Source organism: Rhodoferax sp. (genome assembly GCF_012927445.1).
GTDB lineage: Bacteria > Pseudomonadota > Gammaproteobacteria > Burkholderiales > Burkholderiaceae_C > Rhodoferax.
In genome coordinates, this window is sequence record NZ_JABBPD010000004.1 from 1,008,212 (window position 1) to 1,024,532 (window position 16,321).

A 16,321-nucleotide genomic window follows, 5' to 3' on the forward strand; every position below is an offset into this window, starting at 1 on the left:
GCATGAACACAAGATGGAAACCCAGCGTCACGGTGGCCGCGATCATTGAGCAGAACGGCAAATTCCTGCTGGTGGAAGAACACACCCCCGAGGGCCTCAAGCTCAACAACCCGGCCGGGCACCTCGATCCCGGCGAAAGCCTCATCGAGGGCTGCGCCCGCGAGGCCCTGGAGGAGACCACACAGCCCTTCCGCCCCACCGCGCTGGTGGGCGTTTATATGTCCCGGTTCCAGCGCCTCGCCAGTGGCGAAGCCGATGCCGAGGACATCACCTATTTGCGCTTCGCTTTTTGCGGCGTCGTGGGCGAAGTGCAAGCCGGCCGGTCCCTCGATACGGGCATCGTGCGAACGCTCTGGATGACGCCGGATGAAATTCGTGCCAGCGCGGCACGGCACCGCAGCACCTCCGTCGTGCGCTGTATGGACGACTATCTGGCGGGGCAGCGTTACCCCCTGAATTTTTTGTACACCGATCCGACGGTGGCGGATCAACAGGGGCTGCGACTGGGATAATCCCATCCCTATGGACAAGCAACACATTGGACAACGGGTGGTAGTGGGTTTGAGCGGAGGCGTCGACTCGGCGGTGACCGCCTGGCTGCTGAAGCAACAAGGCTATGAGGTCATCGGCATCTTCATGAAGAACTGGGAAGATGACGACGACTCGGAGTTCTGCTCTTCCAACATCGATTTTGTCGACGCGGCCGCCGTGGCCGACGTCATTGGCATTGAGATTGAGCACGTCAACTTTGCAGCGGAGTACAAAGACCGAGTATTCACCGAGTTCTTGCGCGAATACCAGGCCGGGCGCACGCCGAACCCGGATATTTTGTGCAATGCCGAGATCAAGTTCAAGGCGTTTCTGGACCACGCGCTGCGCCTTGGTGCGGAAAAAATTGCCACCGGCCATTACGCCCGGGTCCGCCTGAACGACGCCACCGGCAAGCATGAGCTGCTCAAGGGCCTGGACCCGTCCAAGGACCAAAGCTACTTTCTGCACCGGCTGAACCAGGCGCAGCTGTCCAAAACGCTGTTCCCGGTGGGCGAACTGCTCAAAACCGAGGTGCGTCGCCTGGCCCTGGAGATTGGTCTGCCGAACGCCAAAAAGAAGGATTCCACCGGCATCTGCTTCATTGGCGAGCGGCCGTTCCGCGACTTCCTGAACCGCTACATCGCCAAGGAACCCGGCCCCATCAAGGATGACAAGGGTCGCACCATTGGCCAGCATGTCGGCTTGAGCTTTTACACGCTGGGCCAGCGCCAGGGTCTGGGCATCGGCGGCATCAAAGCCAAAGGCGCACAAAAAGGCGGTGGCGAGCACGCCCCCTGGTTTGTCGCGCGCAAGGACATGGAAAAAAACACGCTGTGGGTGGTGCAGGGGCACGAGCATCCGTGGCTGCAGTCCTTCACGTTGACGGCGCAAGATGCCAGCTGGGTTGCCGGCACGGCGCCGGTCGCCGGTCAGTTGTCGGCCAAAACCCGCTATCGCCAGGCCGATGCCACATGCACACTGGCCGCGGGCGCCGGTGACACATTCAACCTGACGTTTCCCGACCCGCAGTGGGCCGTGACGCCCGGCCAGTCGGCGGTGCTGTACGACGGAGAAGTGTGCCTGGGCGGCGGCGTGATTAGCGCTTGATACGCTATTAATTTAATAGCTACTTGCGCACAATTGACGGGGGCTAGCGCCCAATTTCCTATAAATCCGCTTAACCCATGCGGGCCAGCAGGGCTTCCATGTCTTTCAGCATGTGGTCCAGCGCGGGTTTCTGGGCCTCATCGGGCTGCATGCAGGTTTCAAGCTCCTGCTCCATGAAGCACATCGTCATCCGCAGGTAGGTGCTGTCCAGCGCTTTGCGCACAGCCGAGAATTGTTGCCCGATCTTGAGACAACTTTCGCCCTCTTCGATCATGCGTTGCACGCCCCGAATCTGCCCCTCGGCGCGGCGCAGACGATTGAGGATGTCGGTCCGGGCGGTGGCGTCCGTCAGTTTAGTCATTGGTATTTCCTCAAATACAGCCACTCAAATCCGCGCTTGGCCCAATGAAACAAACGGGATGGGGGCAAGATGATGTTGCGCTGGGGCGTACGCCATACCAGCGTGCCATGGTCAAGGGCGTCGATGATACAGATCAGCTCCACCTTGAAAGTTGCATTGGCGGCCTGCCCCTGCAAGCCGGCCAGCAGGTTCGCGGCCGCCGCGGCAGCCTGCAAGTCCGCCATGTGGGCTTGTTTCGGCATCCAGTCCGGGCCGGGGAAACTGCCCGAATCCCCCACCACATAGACATGCTCAGCCCCCTCCACACGGCAGTGCGCATCGGCCTTCAGCAACCCACCGGGTGAACGCGCCAGCTCCGTCTGGTCAAACCACAGGTTGCCGGTCATGCCCGGCATGAACAGAATCATGTCGGCTTTGAATTCGCCACCTTCGGTGACGATCTTGTCGGCTTCAAACGCTTTCAGTTTGTGGCCCAGATGCGTGTGGATGTCCCGCCGCGCCATTTCATCCAGCAAATGGCGTACCGCCTTGGCGCCCAGACGGTTACCCGGCTCGGTCGACGGATTGAAGAACACCAGCTCAAACTTGTCACGCCGCCCTTCGCGTTTGAGTTGCGCGTCAAGGCCAAACAAAAATTCAAATATGGGCCCGCCGCGCACCGCACTGGGTTCGTTCGGGTTGCCGGCAAAGCCGCAGGCAATGGTGCCGCCCTGCATTTGTTGCAGTTGGTCGCGGATGCGCTCCGCCGACGCAATGCCTTCACACGGCGTGATGGCGTGCTCGATGCCCGGCAGCTTCTTGAGGAAGCGCCCACCCGAGGCGATCACCAGCGCGTCATTGCGCACTTCGCTCGCGACGCCATTGGTGATGAGGTCCACGATGCGCCCACCGGCACGCAGGCCGGTGACGTCGCCCGCCACATGCTGGACACGCATGCGGCGAAAGAAATTATCCAGCGGCACCACCAGTTGCTCACGCGTGCGCAAGCCACTGGGAATCCAGATGATGCCGGGCAAATAGTGCAACTCGGCGCGCGGTGCAATCAAGGTGATGTCAACGCAGGCATCCCGCCGGCGCAACTCCCGCACGACCGACAGCGCGCCAAAGCCCGCCCCAATCACGGTCACGCGGGAGGGGCCGGCAGCATTCATCGATAGATTCCCGGTTGAACTCATTTCAGCCGCACGCCCAGCGCATCGACCACCTCGATACTGACCGGAATACCTTGCCCCACGCTCTGCGTCACCGTGCAGTAGGCTTCAAACTGTTCGAGCACACGGTCCAGGTGCGCTAACGCGGCGGCGGGCACCCCCAGCGTCAGTACCGCCTTGATGCCCAGCACCCGGATTCGCCCCTCGGGATTGCGGCCGACATCGGCTTCCACTTCGCACCGAATCGGTTCGGGGGCCTGCTTGAATTTACGCAACGCAAACAGCAAGGAATCCGACAGGCAGCAGCCAACCGCCGACGCCAGCAACTGCACCGGCGACGGGCCTTGCCCACTTCCCAGCGGCGCGGGTTCATCACCTAACAGCGACGGAATCGCATTCCCGAAATGAATGTCAAACTGGTAGTCCTGCTTTTGCTGGAGCTGAACGTGGATGCTGGTCTCACTCATGGCGTTTCCTGAAAAAATGTGAAGCGATATCGCTGACTTGCGATCTCAGTTGGCGCAGCCGATTTTCGACTCAGGCACACCGAGTTTTTTCAGGATGATGCCCAGCGGACAAAAATTGGTAAAGCCCGACTGGAACAGATTGGCGCCGACAAATGCCGTGAAGGCAAGCGCCCATTTACTGACGAAGAAGGGGCTGCCCTCCACCCCCAGCGCCAGTGAAATCATGATGAAAAGGCCGGCAATGACAACGATGTAGCGTTGAACGGTCATGGTGAAACTCCTATAAACAATTTAAACAAAAGGGTGAAATTTACGACTTGGTTTTGTCCGCCAAGCGCACGATGCCCAACAGTTTGAGCACATACTTTTCGTAGATCGGCTCTGAGTTGCCGGTTTTGATCTTGCGCATGAAATATTTCTCAAATCCGATCTTGGCCAGGTGAACCCACTTGCCCTTCTTGAACCAGTTCACGTTGCGCGGCGGGATCTGCGGCAAGGCTACAAAGGCGGCCCCGGTATCGCCCATGTCGGCCAGGCAGATGGCATTCCAGGTGCCTTTGGCTTCGGCCGGTTTACCCGCCAGCTCGTCCGCGATGTTGTGCACGATGGCGCCCACCATGCTCTCGATCATGTAGCCGGTTTTGGGGGTTCCGGTGGGCACGGGCGTCACTTCCACCGGGGGAATTGCGACGCACACACCGGCTGAAAAAATGTTGCGATAGGCCTTGCTGCGCTGGAACTCGTCAATCAGTACCATGCCGCGCGGATTGCACAGGTTCGGGACAGCGGCCACCGCATCGACGCCCTTGAAGGCGGGCAGCATCATCGACAGCTTGAAGCCGAGTTCATGCTCTTTGTAAACGTTGCCCAGATCATCCAGTTGGGTGACAAACATCTTGCCGTCCTCAACCCGGGTGGTCTTGGCATTGGTGATCCACTTCATGTCCCGGTTGCGCATTTCGGACTCCAGCATGGATTTGCTGTCACCCACGCCGCCCAGCCCCAAATGCCCGATGTAGGGCTCACTGCTCACGTACGTCATGGGCACTTTATGGCGCAATTTGCGCCGGCGCAGGTCGGTATCAAGAATGAAGGCAAACTCGTAAGCCGGGCCGAAGCAGCTGGCACCAGGCATCGCGCCAATCACCAGTGGACCGGGGTTTTCGAGAAATTTCTGATAGTCGGCAAAAAACTCTTGCGCATGGTCGACGCTGCACACCGAGTGGGTGAAGCCACCACCGCCCGACGTGAGGGGGCCGGCCCCCGGCACCTCGTTGAAAGCCAGCTTGGGGCCGGTCGTGATCACCAGGTAGTCATAGTCCAGCGTATCGCCACCGTCCAGCGTCAAGCGATTGGCCGGCGCATCAATCTGGGTCACCGCTTTGGCAATGAAGGCAATGCCTTTGCGCTCCAGATACGGCCCAATCGGCAGCGTGATCTGCTCGCGCTCGCGCCAGCCCACGGCAAGCCAGGGATTGCTCGGAACAAACTGGAAATAGTCAGTCGTATTGACGACGGTGATGCGGTGCTCTTGGGCCAGCAACTCGCGAAGTTCGTAAGCGGCGGGCACGCCGCCGATGCCAGCACCCATGATGACGATGTGAGCCATGATTTGTCTCCTGCAGATGTAGTTGATTTAAGTAGGATGAACCTTAGGAGCATTCGCGTCTGCGCGCGATTCCATACGCCGTCTGAACAACGCGTAATAGAGGACAGGAATGACCACCAGCGTGAGCAGGGTCGACACCAGAATACCAAAAATCAGGGTGATGGCGAGCCCGTTAAAGATCGGGTCATCGAGAATAAAAAAGGCGCCGATCATGGCGGCCAGGCCGGTCAATGCGATCGGTTGCGCCCGTACCGCAGCCGACTGCACCACGGCGTCTTTGAACGGCATACCCTGTCTGACTTGCAGCTCGATAAAATCCACCAGCAAAATCGAGTTGCGCACAATGATGCCGGCCAGTGCAATCATGCCAATCATGGAGGTGGCTGTGAACTGCGACCCCAGCAGGGCGTGCCCGGGCATCACACCGATGAGGGTGAGCGGAATGGGGGCCATGATGACCAGCGGCGTCAGGTAACTGCGAAACTGCGCCACCACCAGCAGGTAAATCAGAATCAGGCCCACACCATAGGCAGCCCCCATGTCACGGAAAGTTTCATAGGTAATCTGCCATTCGCCATCCCACTTGATCGCGTACTCACGGTACGGATCGGCAGGCTGGTGAATCCAGTACTCGCCCAGCTTGCCGGTCCCCGGCAAGGCCGCAGCGGCCAGTTTGTCGCGGATGGAAAAAAGACCATACAACGGTGAATCCAGCTTGCCTGCCATGTCGCCGAACACATAGCTCAACCCCTGCAGGTCCTTGGTGAACAACGGTTTGTCAATCACGCCACGCTCGATCTGCACCAGTTCGGACAAGGGCACCATCTGGCCGTTGGCGGCACGCAGTGGAATGGCCAACAAGGCATCCAGACCGATCTGGGAAGTCTGCGGCAGTTGCAAGCGCACCGGCACCGGGTATTTGGACTGCCCATCGTGCAGGTAAGCCGCATCCGTTCCCGACAGGGCCATCGCCGCACTCCGCGCAATCACCGAAACAGGAATGCCCAATGATTCGGCCTGCTGGCGGCGCACCCGCAAGAAGGCCCTCGGTGCATTTTCTTTCAGCGAAGTGTCAATGCCGACGATGTCGGGCGTATCGGCAAAAGCCTTCGCCACGCGGCTGGCCACTTGCTGGCGCCCCGCTTCGTCCGGACCATAGACTTCGGCCATCAAGGGCGACATCACCGGCGGGCCAGGCGGCACCTCGACCACTTTGATGCGGGCGTTGTGTCGCAGGCCAATTTTTTCCAGATCGGGGCGCAGCCGCTGTGCAATCACATGGCTCTTTTCGCTGCGATGGTGCTTGTCCACCAGGTTCACCTGCAGGTCACCCTGCTCCGCATCGGCTCGCAAATAATACTGCCGCACCAACCCATTGAAGGTGATCGGCGACGCGGTTCCCGCATAGGCTTGCAAGTTCAAAACATCGGGCTGTTTTGCCAAAAAAGCGCCCAACTCATGCAGCGTGGCCGCTGTGTTTTCCAGCGGTGTGCCGGCCGGCATTTCCACTACCACCTGGAACTCGCTTTTGTTGTCAAACGGCAGCATCTTCATCACGACCCATTCAACCAGCGTCAGGCCCACGGACAGCAGGAGGGCCACCAGAATGCCCGCCAACAGCAACCAACGCTTGCGGGCGCTGTCCAGCAGCGGGGTCAGTACCCGCGTGAACAGGGTTTGGAGTTTCGGACCCAACCCTTTGGCACTACCGGGGTCAGCCGGTGCATGCCCTTGCGGCTTCATCAGCTTGAGCGCGAGCCAGGGCGTGACCGTGAACGCGATCGCCAGGGAGATCGCCATGCCCAGACTGGAGTTGATCGGGATCGGACTCATGTAGGGGCCCATCAGGCCGGACACAAAGGCCATCGGCAGCAAAGCTGCAATCACGGTCAGGGTGGCAAGGATGGTGGGGCCGCCGACCTCATCCACCGCGCGGGGAATGATGTCCTTGAGGGTGGCATCCGGCGTCAGTTTCTGGTGACGATGAATGTTTTCGACCACCACAATCGCGTCATCCACCAAAATACCAATCGAAAAAATCAGTGCAAACAGCGACACGCGGTTGAGCGTAAAACCCCAGGCCCAGGAGGCAAAGAGCGTGGCAGTCAGCGTGAGAATGACCGCTGCGCCCACAATCACCGCTTCGCGCCGACCCAAGGCAAAGCCAACCAGCAAGATGACCGAGCCGGTGGCAAAGGCCAGCTTCTGGATCAGCTTGTTGGCCTTTTCAGCCGCCGTCTCCCCGTAATCACGGGTGATGGTGGTTTCCATGTTGGCGGGAATCACGGTGTTGCTCAGGGCCTTGATGCGCTCACGGACGGCCTGCGCGACATCAACCGCATTTTCTCCCGGCTTTTTGGTGACGGTCAGCGTCACCGCCGGGTACACACTGCCGGCCACCTTGTCCGTCGTCGATGCCACGGGCTGTGCAGCGGCGTCGCCGGGGGTAAACCAGACATAACGCTGTGGTATTTGAGCACCGGACTCAACCCGTGCCACCTCACGCAAATAGACCGGCAGCCCCTTGCTCACGCCGACGACGAGGTCACCCACGTCCTGCGCCGAACGCAAAAATTCACCCGCCTCAATACTGAGCATCTGGCCCGATGGCGTCGTCGCATCCAGCACTGACCCGGAGGGCATGCCAAAGTTGGCCGCCGCCAGCGTCTGCTTGAGACTCATGATATCGATGCCCCGATCACGCAGTCGTGCCGGATCCAACCATACATGCACCGCCCGACCCGGCCCGCCAATGGTCTGCACCTCGCGCGTACCGGGCACGCGCTTGAGCTCGATCTCCACCGCATGGGCGACCCGCTCCAGTTCGTAGGCAGGCAAGGCCTCGCGGCTCCACAAGGTCACCCCGAGCACCGGCACATCATCAATACCTTTGGGTTTCACTATGGGGCTTAGCGTGCCCAGATCGCGCGGCAGCCAGTCCTGATTGGCATTGAGCACGTCATACAAACGCACCAAAGCTTCCGTGCGCGGCACACCCACTTTGAATTGCACGGTCAGCACGGCCAAACCGGGCCGCGCCACGGAATAGGTGTGCTCGATGCCGGCGATCTGACTCAGTACCTGCTCGGCCGGTCGCGCCACCATGTTCTGCACATCCACACTGCTGGCGCCTGGGAAAGGAATCAGCACGTCGGCCATCGTCACATTGATTTGCGGCTCTTCTTCACGCGGCGTGACCAACACCGCGAACAGGCCCAACAGCAAAGCGACCAGCGCCAGCAAGGGCGTGAGTGCATTGGTCTGGAATGCCGCCGCAATCCGGCCGGAAATGCCCATGGATGGCTTGTCTTTCATGTCCATCACTTGACCTCAGCCGGCTGGGCGGCGGCTTGCGACATCGCTTGTGCACCCGCCAGACCGGCTTTCACCGGGTCCAGCGCCACGCGGTCACCCGTCATCAGACCGGCCACCACCTCAACACCCTCGGCCCCGTGGTCAACCCCCAAACGGACTGCCTTGAGTACAAAGCCCTTGCCCGACACCACATAAACGGCGGTCAACTCACCTCGCCGCAACACCGCGGCGCCAGGGACCAGCGTGCGATTAGCCTGCCCGCCGGTAAAACGCACCCGCACCTGCTGGCCTGGCAACAAGGTCTTTGCCGCCTCCGATGGCAATTCAAGACGCCATTCAATGGTTTGCGACACCGGATCCGCCGTGGGCACGGTGCTGCGCGACACGGGTCGAATCCATTGGGTTCCCCCTTCACTGTTTTGCATCAACACATCCACGGCACCCGACGCACGCACCTGGCTCGCGCGCGAGACAGGCACCTGGACAACCGCCCGAATAGGCAACGGCGCATAGAGGGTGAGAAGCGGTTTTCCCGGGACCGCCAGATCGCCTGCTTCGACCTGCGTCTGCAGCACCCAGCCCTCAAAAGGAGCGGTCACGCGGGTAAAGCCCTGCGCCAAGGCCGACTGCCTGGCGCCCGCACCGGCCTGGTCTCGCCCGGCCAATGCCCCCTTGAGTTGGGATTCGGCCGTGTCCAGTGCCGCGGCACTGACAAAGCCCCTGGTCTGCAAATCACGTGTGCGATCAAAATTGGACTGCGCATTGCGGAGCTCGGCTTGCGCCTGCGCCACCTGCGCCTGGCTACGCTGAACCCCGGTTTGGGTCTCGCGGTCATCAATGATGGCCAGCAACTGACCCGCCCGCACTTTGTCGCCAGCCTTGACGGCCAGCGTGGCAATGCGCCCGCTCGTCTGCGCCGAAATCGTGCTCTGCTTGACCGGCTGAATCACCCCATCCAACTCAAATACAGTCCCCACCGCCTTGGCCTGCACCTGCACGGTTGGCACTTGAATCACGCCCTGCGCCGCAGCGAAAGACATGACAACGGCACCCAACCACGGCATGGCGTGACGGGCAGAACGGAAAAAGACGGGGAATGCAAGTGAACTCATGAGGCACCTTAAGATACTGAGCGGAGTATATATCCATACCCCCCACAGTACAAGATTCGACAAGTGTCTGTGGTGGTCTAATTTAAAAACTGATGTTACGCAACCGCTCGGAACAGCTGAAGCTGGGCATAGGCAGTGCGAGATGCGTTGATAAGTAGCTTGCGACAAAGCGCAAAGGGGTTGAGCTTGTTTGTAATGCTCAAGCATTCCAGCTTGAACGTGGCGTAAATGGCCATGAAGACGTGGTTGCTTTGGGTTCGCAGCGTCCGCGTGGGGGACTTGGCCAGGTTGGCATTGGACTTCAATGATTTGTGAAATACCTCCACTTGCCAGCGTTTTTTGTAGGTCGTGGTGATGGCGCCATAGTCGCAAGTCAAGTCACTGCAAGGTGCTCAACAAATAGTCCGTGTACAAATCCAGGTCAGGTTTTTTCATCCATGAAGCCTATCAGGGGTGGCTGCGTAACATCAGTTAAAAAGATACAACGATAGGTTTTTTCAAACCTAAATGGCGACAGAAGTGAATAAACCAAAACCCCGAAGAACCTTTGACGCCAGCTTCAAGCTCCAGGTGGCTCAAATGGTAAAAACCCAAGGCTTGAGCATCAGCCAAGTCTGTAAAGACATGAAACTTGGCGAAAGTGCCGTCAGGCGCTGGGTCAGCCAATTTGAAGCGGAGCAGCAAGGCCAAAACGGTGCAGGCAATCCCGCTGCCGGTCTCCCACTCATTGCAGGACCCAACAAGGAACGGCCACGAGTGCTCAGATAATCACTCCTACTACCAACTGAACCTATCCCAGCCGTGCGTGGCATCCCTCACGATCAGCATCAGCCCTTCGCTGCTGCCACCTTCTGCGTATCGCAAAGATGTGAACTTTATAGGTCCTTTGACCCGCCCAGCATCGCAACCCAGACTCGGCATGTAGCGACCATTGCGGCCCCAGTCAGCCCGGAGCTTTGACTCTTTCCATCAACTCGTTTGAATGCTCAATCGCCGCACTTCGCATCACTGAATCAAGTTCAAACTGGAGGTCTTGCAGCATCAGCGAGGCATTAATCAACGTGTCTCGCAGTTCATTCAAGGCAACAACGAGATCAGAAACAGTTGCCTCAGTGCTCTCGTGTGAGTTGGAATTTGTCATGGTTGCGGCACCAGTCGATGATTTCGGTTAGAAACTTTCCCAATCGTCGCCGCCCGTTTTCGCGGCCCTGTCATGCGCAACCTTGGGCGTTGCTGCGGGCGCACCCAATGCCACTGGCTTGGAGGCGGCCTTGAACTTGGGCGCAGCCTTCCTGACTGGGGCAAACTGCTTCGGCGCGCTGTGGCTTAGCGGCGTGACTGCATGATGGCTGCCAGGTGCGAAGCCACCCTCTCCTTGCGCCAGCTTGAATACTGCCACCGTGCCGACCAAATCCTGCGCCTGCGATTTGAGGCTGCTTGCTGCTGCTGCCATCTCTTCCACCAGCGCTGCATTTTGCTGCGTCACCTGATCCATCTGTTGCACCGCCTCGCCGATCTGCGCCACGCCCTGGCTCTGCTCGGTGCTGGCCGCGCTGATCTCGCCCATGAGGTCGGTGACCCGGCGGATTGAGCCCACCACCTCGGTCATGGTGGCACCCGCCTGATCAACCAGAACCGTGCCTTGTTCGACCCGCTCCACGCTGGCGTTAATCAAGCTCTTGATTTCTTTCGCGGCATCCGCCGAGCGCCCGGCCAGACTCCGCACTTCAGTGGCCACCACGGCAAAGCCGCGGCCCTGCTCACCGGCCCGCGCCGCTTCCACGGCGGCGTTTAATGCCAGAATATTGGTCTGGAAGGCAATGCCGTCGATCACGCTGATGATGTCGGCAATTTTCTTGGACGAATCGTTGATGCCCTTCATGGTGTCCACGACCTGGGCGACGACTTCGCCGCCCTTGACGGCGACGGTGCTGGCGCTTTGGGCCAACTGGTTGGCCTGTTTGGCGCTGTCGGCGTTTTGCTTCACTGTGGCGCTGAGCTGCTCCATCGAGGCTGCTGTTTCTTCCAGTGCGCTGGCCTGCTCCTCGGTACGCTGGCTCAGGTCGTTGTTGCCCTGGGCGATTTGTGCACTGGCCGTGGCCACGCCCTCGGAGCCCTCACGCACGGTGCTCACCACCTTGGCAAGGCTGGTCTGCATCGCCTTGATCGCGATCAGCAGTTGTGCAGTTTCGTCCTTGCCTTCGGCGTTCAGCTCCACCGTCAGGTCGCCGACGGCAATGCGCTCGGCGGCGTTGACGGCTTGCGCTATCGGGCGGGTGATCAGCCGCGTGATCCACACCGCCAGCAGCGCCGCGATGACAATGGCGCTGCCCAACATGCCGATGACCCAGGCACGCGCTTGCGAGTAGGTGGCCTGTGCGGACTTGTAGGCCACGTCAGAGCCCTTATTGTTGATCTCGATGAGGATCTCTATGTCCTCGTCCATCGCGGCGAATGCGTTGCGCGATTCGCCGCGGTAGTAGGCTTTGGCTTGCTCTAGCGTCTTGTCGCCGCCGCGTGACAGCGGCAGCAGCTTGAGGTGGGTGGCAAAGAAGGCATCGCGATGCTGCTTGTACTGCTCGTAGGTCTTCTTCTCCTCGCCGGCGGTGATCATCGGTTCATAGGCGGTCTGCTGTTCGGCGAGCTTCTTCTTGAGCTCTTCGAATCGCTTCTCGACGGTGTCCATCTCCTTGTCATCGACGGTCATGATATGGATAGCCTGGGCACGGCGGAATTGGTTCGTCGTGCTCTGTATCTGTCCCAGCACCTTGATGCTGGGCAGCCAGCTGGTGGCGAGGTCTGCGGTGCTGTCGTTGATTTTGGCGAGCTGGGTGACGGCGAAGCCACCGAGGCTGGCGGTCAGCAAGATCACGACAAAAAAGGCTGCACCGAGCTTGGCGCCGATTTTGAAGTCAGAGAATTTCATGATGTTGTCCTTTGATGTCTGAGGTGAGAGGCTTACTGCAAGGTTGGCGCGACCAGCCCCATCTCGGCGCTGGTCATGAGTTTTTCGATATCGAGCAGAATCAGCATGCGGTTTTCCAGCGAGCCGATGGCCAGCAGGTGGTCGCTGCCAATAGCTGAGGAGAACTCGGGCACCGGGCGCATCTGCTCCGGCGTCAAGGTGATTACGTCGGAAACACCATCGACCACCATGCCCACCACCTGCTTGCCGATGTTGAGCACGATCACCACCGTGAAGGTGTCGTAGTTCACCTGCGCCAGGTTGAACTTGATGCGCATGTCGATGATGGGCACGATCACGCCACGCAGGTTGACCACGCCCAGGATGTAAGCCGGGGCGTTGGCCATGCGGGTGGGGCGCTCAAAGGAGCGGATTTCCTGCACGCGCAGGATGTCCATGCCGTATTCTTCATCTCCGAGTTTGAAGGCGAGGAACTCGCGAATCGTGAGTTCCGGTGAGCCCGATTTCGGGTTCGAATTTGCTATCGCGTTGCTTACCGCAACATCTGTTTGATCCATCTCAACACCGTCCCTATTTTAAAATGCCAGGGGGTCATTGTTATTCAGTTACCCCCCCCCCCCCCCGGGTTTACCCTTATATTGTTGACATGCATTCGAAATGTGACCATTGCGAGCGCGGGTGGCGAACCTGAACAGGTGTCCAACCCGCAACGCTTGAATCCAGGCGACAACCGTTGACTACGGCTTGTCCGGTCCCGGAAACCATGAAGTAGTCAATCCACCCCCATACCTGCTCCTTGTTTTCGCCATGGCTCGATTCGCGCCAATCCGCAACGCGTAGACATCATAAACGGTTGATAGGCAACATTGTATGTCCTTCATATTTTTCAGTTGGGAGACGACCATCCATGTTGTTTGAGAATGCCCATGACCCCCCAACAACAAAAACGAATCGCCAAAGCCGTTGGCGCGCTCATCGCCCGCGCGCGAGCTCAGACTCAAATGACCCAAGAGGATGTAGCCGAAGCGTTGGAAGTGGGCGCCGAGACGGTTTCGCGGATCGAGCGAGGCATGGTGCCGCCGACCCTGGCCCGTCTATTTGAGTTCGCGGAGCTCTTCGGCTGCCGCGTGGACGAGCTGCTGCTCGAAGCCAGCAATCGGAGCGCGGACCAAGCCGCTGCCATTGCTAGCCAACTCGCGGAGCTGAATCCTGACGACCGTGCGATGGTCGCCAACATCGTTAATCAAATGGCGACGCACCTGCGCGCCAAAAAGCTCCAGACCAAACGCCAGCACTAAGCCGCGAGGCTTGATGGCGTGAGTTGCTTCGCGTCCAAGTGGTCCCAAAACTCGACGACATCGTCGTCGTAACCGATCGCAAGGTAAGCCTCAACAAGCGATTGCCGTATCTCTGTCGATGAAAATTTCAGCACCCGCATGCGGCCATCAAGAACCATCTTGATCCATGTCGATGACTTGGACAAAGCGGTCAAGGAATGCCTGAAATGAAATTTTCTCTGCAGGCTGTCGACTGGATGGACGCCCGGGCTGAGTGAAGGGCGGCGGCAGACCCCTCCTGCCGCCCTTGCAGGATGCCTGGCTTGCACACACTCCAACTCAGTTGGGCTAGGATGAACAAAATGAAACTCACCAAATTCAATGACCTCGTCTACCGTGTCCTGACGGACCAGGGTGAACATGTAGGCAACCTGAAGCTGATCAACGGGACATGGAAGTTCAAGGCCATTGGTTACGAGCAGAATGGCGACGTCATTCCCGGTGGCGGCCCGCTGACCGACCGGCATAACACCACCTTCGACTCGCTCGACGAGGCGCTGATTAGCGCCAAGCTTGGCCCGACTTGAGTTACTGGCGACTCACCCCGTCAAGAAAAAAGGCCCGTAGCGTTGATGCCACGGGCCTTTTTTACAAAAACGTGCTGATCAAAATGGAATGTCGTCGTCCATATCGTCAAACCCACTCGCAGGCTTGGCTTGTGCCGGGGCCTGACGTGGCGCAGACGCCGGAGCCTGGGGACGTGAGGCGGGTGCCGGGCGGGAATAACCGCCGCCAGAGCCTTCATCGTCGTGGGAGGGTTCGCCCATGCCTTCACGGCCACCGAGCATCTGCATTTCATTGGCGATGATGTCGGTCGCGTATTTCTCTACGCCGTCTTTGTCGGTGTACTTGCGGGTCTTGATGCGGCCTTCCACATAGACGGGACGGCCCTTCTTCAAATACTGGCCCGCGATTTCGGCCAACTTGCCGAAAAACGTGACACGGTGCCACTCGGTCTCTTCGACCATGTTGCCATCCTTGCCCTTGTACTTGCTGCTGGTGGCAATGGTGATATTGGCCACAGCGTCGCCACTGGGCAGGTAACGGACTTCGGGGTCGCGCCCCAAGTTGCCCACGAGAATGACTTTATTAACGGATGCCATGGTTTTCCTTTTTAAAGTGTTGAGGACAGAGCTTGCAGCGATGCTGCGACGGTCGGTCCCGCAAGATCCAGAATTTGATTATCCCGCCTTTGCCACCAGCCCCGGCGCATTGGCAACCGGGGCCCGCATCGGCCAGGCCACCACCAGCCACAACAGCATGCCTGCGGCACAGCCGGCAAACAGGCCCTGCGCGCCCAGGTGCTTGACCAGCCAGCCGCCCAGCACGCCACCGGCAAAAAATCCCAGTGATTGCAGCGTGTTGTAGACCCCCATGGCGGCGCCGCGGGCATGCGCCGGGGCCACACGCGACGCCAGGCTGGGTTGACTGGCTTCCAACACATTGAAGCCACAGAAAAATACAAATAACAAAACAGCCAGAGCGCTCACACTCGGTGCGCCTGAAGCGGCCACAAGCCAAAAGCCGAGCTGTACCACGGCGATCAAGCCCACCGCGGTCAAAAACACAGCCCGCAGGTAACCCCGCTTCTCCAGCGGGAACAGCGTGCTGCCCATGACAAAGAACGAGGCCAAGACCGCAGGCAGGTACACCCACCAATGGTGCTCATGCGGCAAACCCGCTTGCACCAGCAGGGCGGGCACCGCCATCCACATGGCCAGCTGGACCGCGTGCAGCACAAACACGCCAAAATTGAGACGCAGTAAGGCCGGCAGGCGCAGCACCTCCAGCAGACGGCCACGCGGCATGTTTTTATGTTGCAAAGGCTCGGCCGGCACCCACCAGATGACCACGGCCACGCCCGCCAGCGCCAAAGCGCCCGTCATCACAAACAGCCCCGCCAGCCCGATATGCGCCACCAGCAAAGGAGCAGCCACCAGTGACAGCGCAAACATCAGCCCGATGCTGGCCCCCACCAGCGCCATGGACTTGGTGCGCACCACATCCCGGGTCTGGTCTGCCAGCAAGGCGGTCACAGCCGCCGAGACGGCGCCGGCCCCCTGCACCGCACGGCCAATCGCCAGCCAGGTCAGGCTGGGCGCCCAGGCTGCCACAAAACTGCCGGCGGCGAACAGCAGCAAACCAAACACAATGACCCGTTTGCGCCCCAGCCGGTCCGACGCCATGCCATACAGGAATTGCAGCATGGCCTGCGTCAAGCCATAAATACCCATGGTCAGGCCAATCAGGGTCGGATCATCCCCGCCGGGGTACTTGGCCGCTTCGATCGCAAACACCGGCAATATCAGGAACAGCCCCAGCATGCGCAGGGCAAAAATAGTGGCCAGCGAAAAGCTGGCGCGCCGTTCCTCAGGCGTCATCACGCTGGCCATGACAGGGATTTT

General features: G+C 59.6%; 18 protein-coding genes. 5 read left to right on the plus strand and 13 right to left on the minus strand.

What is annotated here, in order from left to right; all coding sequences use genetic code 11:
• The first annotated feature begins 2 nt into the window (after positions 1-2).
• Together HHJ17_RS10425 and mnmA are read left to right on the plus strand one after the other, a co-directional pair.
• On the plus strand, positions 3-512 hold the full coding sequence (locus HHJ17_RS10425) for an NUDIX hydrolase (protein ID WP_296505706.1): 510 nt from the start codon (positions 3-5) through the stop codon (positions 510-512).
• A gap of 10 nt (positions 513-522) precedes the next feature.
• Positions 523-1,638 (plus strand): tRNA 2-thiouridine(34) synthase MnmA, encoded by a 1,116-nt coding sequence (mnmA, locus tag HHJ17_RS10430; RefSeq protein ID WP_296505707.1) that lies wholly within the window; start codon positions 523-525, stop codon positions 1,636-1,638.
• A gap of 70 nt (positions 1,639-1,708) precedes the next feature.
• On the opposite strand, the gene HHJ17_RS10435 is transcribed toward mnmA, so the two are convergent.
• The 8 genes from HHJ17_RS10435 to HHJ17_RS10470 form a co-directional block, all read right to left on the minus strand.
• On the minus strand, positions 1,709-1,999 hold the full coding sequence (locus tag HHJ17_RS10435; protein ID WP_296497833.1) for a metal-sensing transcriptional repressor: 291 nt from the start codon (positions 1,997-1,999) through the stop codon (positions 1,709-1,711).
• The gene (locus HHJ17_RS10440) at positions 1,996-3,150 is read right to left on the minus strand and encodes an FAD-dependent oxidoreductase (RefSeq protein WP_296505708.1); all 1,155 of its coding nucleotides are present in this window, start codon (positions 3,148-3,150) and stop codon (positions 1,996-1,998) included. The genes HHJ17_RS10435 and HHJ17_RS10440 overlap by 4 nt, the downstream gene beginning before the upstream one ends.
• A gap of 20 nt (positions 3,151-3,170) precedes the next feature.
• Positions 3,171-3,617: an OsmC family protein gene (locus tag HHJ17_RS10445; RefSeq protein WP_296505709.1), complete on the minus strand. Its 447-nt coding sequence runs from the start codon at positions 3,615-3,617 to the stop codon at positions 3,171-3,173.
• A 45-nt stretch (positions 3,618-3,662) separates the two neighbouring features.
• Positions 3,663-3,887, minus strand: a complete 225-nt coding sequence (locus HHJ17_RS10450; protein ID WP_296497841.1) for a DUF2892 domain-containing protein — start codon at positions 3,885-3,887, stop codon at positions 3,663-3,665.
• A gap of 40 nt (positions 3,888-3,927) precedes the next feature.
• Positions 3,928-5,226, minus strand: coding sequence for an FAD/NAD(P)-binding oxidoreductase (locus tag HHJ17_RS10455; RefSeq protein ID WP_296505710.1), 1,299 nt, complete (start codon positions 5,224-5,226; stop codon positions 3,928-3,930).
• Between the two features lie 27 nt (positions 5,227-5,253).
• Positions 5,254-8,547, minus strand: coding sequence for an efflux RND transporter permease subunit (locus HHJ17_RS10460; RefSeq protein ID WP_296505711.1), 3,294 nt, complete (start codon positions 8,545-8,547; stop codon positions 5,254-5,256).
• Complete coding sequence (locus HHJ17_RS10465) at positions 8,547-9,653, minus strand: efflux RND transporter periplasmic adaptor subunit (RefSeq protein WP_296505712.1); 1,107 nt, start codon at positions 9,651-9,653, stop codon at positions 8,547-8,549. Before HHJ17_RS10465 ends, HHJ17_RS10460 begins: the two co-directional genes overlap by 1 nt.
• A 95-nt stretch (positions 9,654-9,748) precedes the next feature.
• The gene (locus tag HHJ17_RS10470) at positions 9,749-10,030 is read right to left on the minus strand and encodes a transposase (RefSeq protein ID WP_296497851.1); all 282 of its coding nucleotides are present in this window, start codon (positions 10,028-10,030) and stop codon (positions 9,749-9,751) included.
• A 130-nt stretch (positions 10,031-10,160) separates the two neighbouring features.
• Here HHJ17_RS10470 and HHJ17_RS10475 point away from each other — a divergent pair, with 130 nt between their 5' ends.
• Positions 10,161-10,421 (plus strand): transposase, encoded by a 261-nt coding sequence (locus HHJ17_RS10475; RefSeq protein ID WP_366557532.1) that lies wholly within the window; start codon positions 10,161-10,163, stop codon positions 10,419-10,421.
• 175 nt (positions 10,422-10,596) lie between these two features.
• Here the strand turns inward: HHJ17_RS10475 and HHJ17_RS10480 are convergent, their stop codons facing one another.
• The 3 genes from HHJ17_RS10480 to HHJ17_RS10490 are packed head-to-tail and all read right to left on the minus strand — an operon-like array spanning position 10,597 to position 13,136.
• Complete coding sequence (locus HHJ17_RS10480) at positions 10,597-10,794, minus strand: hypothetical protein (protein WP_296505713.1); 198 nt, start codon at positions 10,792-10,794, stop codon at positions 10,597-10,599.
• Positions 10,795-10,821: 27 nt separating this feature from the next.
• Positions 10,822-12,579 (minus strand): methyl-accepting chemotaxis protein, encoded by a 1,758-nt coding sequence (locus HHJ17_RS10485; RefSeq protein WP_296505714.1) that lies wholly within the window; start codon positions 12,577-12,579, stop codon positions 10,822-10,824.
• A 32-nt stretch (positions 12,580-12,611) separates the two neighbouring features.
• The gene (locus tag HHJ17_RS10490) at positions 12,612-13,136 is read right to left on the minus strand and encodes a chemotaxis protein CheW (RefSeq protein WP_296505715.1); all 525 of its coding nucleotides are present in this window, start codon (positions 13,134-13,136) and stop codon (positions 12,612-12,614) included.
• Between the two features lie 369 nt (positions 13,137-13,505).
• Between HHJ17_RS10490 and HHJ17_RS10495 the strand changes: the two genes are divergently transcribed.
• Together HHJ17_RS10495 and HHJ17_RS10500 are read left to right on the plus strand one after the other, a co-directional pair.
• Positions 13,506-13,877 (plus strand): helix-turn-helix transcriptional regulator, encoded by a 372-nt coding sequence (locus HHJ17_RS10495; RefSeq protein ID WP_296499407.1) that lies wholly within the window; start codon positions 13,506-13,508, stop codon positions 13,875-13,877.
• Between the two features lie 341 nt (positions 13,878-14,218).
• The gene (locus HHJ17_RS10500) at positions 14,219-14,443 is read left to right on the plus strand and encodes a hypothetical protein (protein ID WP_296499404.1); all 225 of its coding nucleotides are present in this window, start codon (positions 14,219-14,221) and stop codon (positions 14,441-14,443) included.
• A 78-nt stretch (positions 14,444-14,521) separates the two neighbouring features.
• Here the strand turns inward: HHJ17_RS10500 and ssb are convergent, their stop codons facing one another.
• Together ssb and HHJ17_RS10510 are read right to left on the minus strand one after the other, a co-directional pair.
• Positions 14,522-15,019 (minus strand): single-stranded DNA-binding protein, encoded by a 498-nt coding sequence (ssb, locus tag HHJ17_RS10505; RefSeq protein ID WP_296499403.1) that lies wholly within the window; start codon positions 15,017-15,019, stop codon positions 14,522-14,524.
• 78 nt (positions 15,020-15,097) lie between these two features.
• Positions 15,098-16,297 carry an MFS transporter gene (locus HHJ17_RS10510; protein ID WP_296505767.1) on the minus strand — a complete coding sequence of 400 codons (1,200 nt, stop codon included), beginning with the start codon at positions 16,295-16,297 and terminating at the stop codon, positions 15,098-15,100.
• Positions 16,298-16,321: the final 24 nt, after the last annotated feature.

Coding starts and splice junctions, on each gene's coding strand:
- HHJ17_RS10510 (WP_296505767.1), bottom strand. CDS start 16,297: ATGACGCCTGAGGAACGGCGCGCCAGCTTTTCGCTGGCCACTATTTTT.
- HHJ17_RS10490 (WP_296505715.1), bottom strand. CDS start 13,136: ATGGATCAAACAGATGTTGCGGTAAGCAACGCGATAGCAAATTCGAAC.
- HHJ17_RS10475 (WP_366557532.1), top strand. CDS start 10,161: ATGGCGACAGAAGTGAATAAACCAAAACCCCGAAGAACCTTTGACGCC.
- mnmA (WP_296505707.1), top strand. CDS start 523: ATGGACAAGCAACACATTGGACAACGGGTGGTAGTGGGTTTGAGCGGA.
- HHJ17_RS10425 (WP_296505706.1), top strand. CDS start 3: ATGAACACAAGATGGAAACCCAGCGTCACGGTGGCCGCGATCATTGAG.
- HHJ17_RS10485 (WP_296505714.1), bottom strand. CDS start 12,579: ATGAAATTCTCTGACTTCAAAATCGGCGCCAAGCTCGGTGCAGCCTTT.
- HHJ17_RS10455 (WP_296505710.1), bottom strand. CDS start 5,226: ATGGCTCACATCGTCATCATGGGTGCTGGCATCGGCGGCGTGCCCGCC.
- ssb (WP_296499403.1), bottom strand. CDS start 15,019: ATGGCATCCGTTAATAAAGTCATTCTCGTGGGCAACTTGGGGCGCGAC.
- HHJ17_RS10450 (WP_296497841.1), bottom strand. CDS start 3,887: ATGACCGTTCAACGCTACATCGTTGTCATTGCCGGCCTTTTCATCATG.
- HHJ17_RS10445 (WP_296505709.1), bottom strand. CDS start 3,617: ATGAGTGAGACCAGCATCCACGTTCAGCTCCAGCAAAAGCAGGACTAC.
- HHJ17_RS10480 (WP_296505713.1), bottom strand. CDS start 10,794: ATGACAAATTCCAACTCACACGAGAGCACTGAGGCAACTGTTTCTGAT.
- HHJ17_RS10495 (WP_296499407.1), top strand. CDS start 13,506: ATGACCCCCCAACAACAAAAACGAATCGCCAAAGCCGTTGGCGCGCTC.
- HHJ17_RS10440 (WP_296505708.1), bottom strand. CDS start 3,150: ATGAATGCTGCCGGCCCCTCCCGCGTGACCGTGATTGGGGCGGGCTTT.
- HHJ17_RS10460 (WP_296505711.1), bottom strand. CDS start 8,547: ATGGACATGAAAGACAAGCCATCCATGGGCATTTCCGGCCGGATTGCG.
- HHJ17_RS10465 (WP_296505712.1), bottom strand. CDS start 9,653: ATGAGTTCACTTGCATTCCCCGTCTTTTTCCGTTCTGCCCGTCACGCC.
- HHJ17_RS10500 (WP_296499404.1), top strand. CDS start 14,219: ATGAAACTCACCAAATTCAATGACCTCGTCTACCGTGTCCTGACGGAC.
- HHJ17_RS10435 (WP_296497833.1), bottom strand. CDS start 1,999: ATGACTAAACTGACGGACGCCACCGCCCGGACCGACATCCTCAATCGT.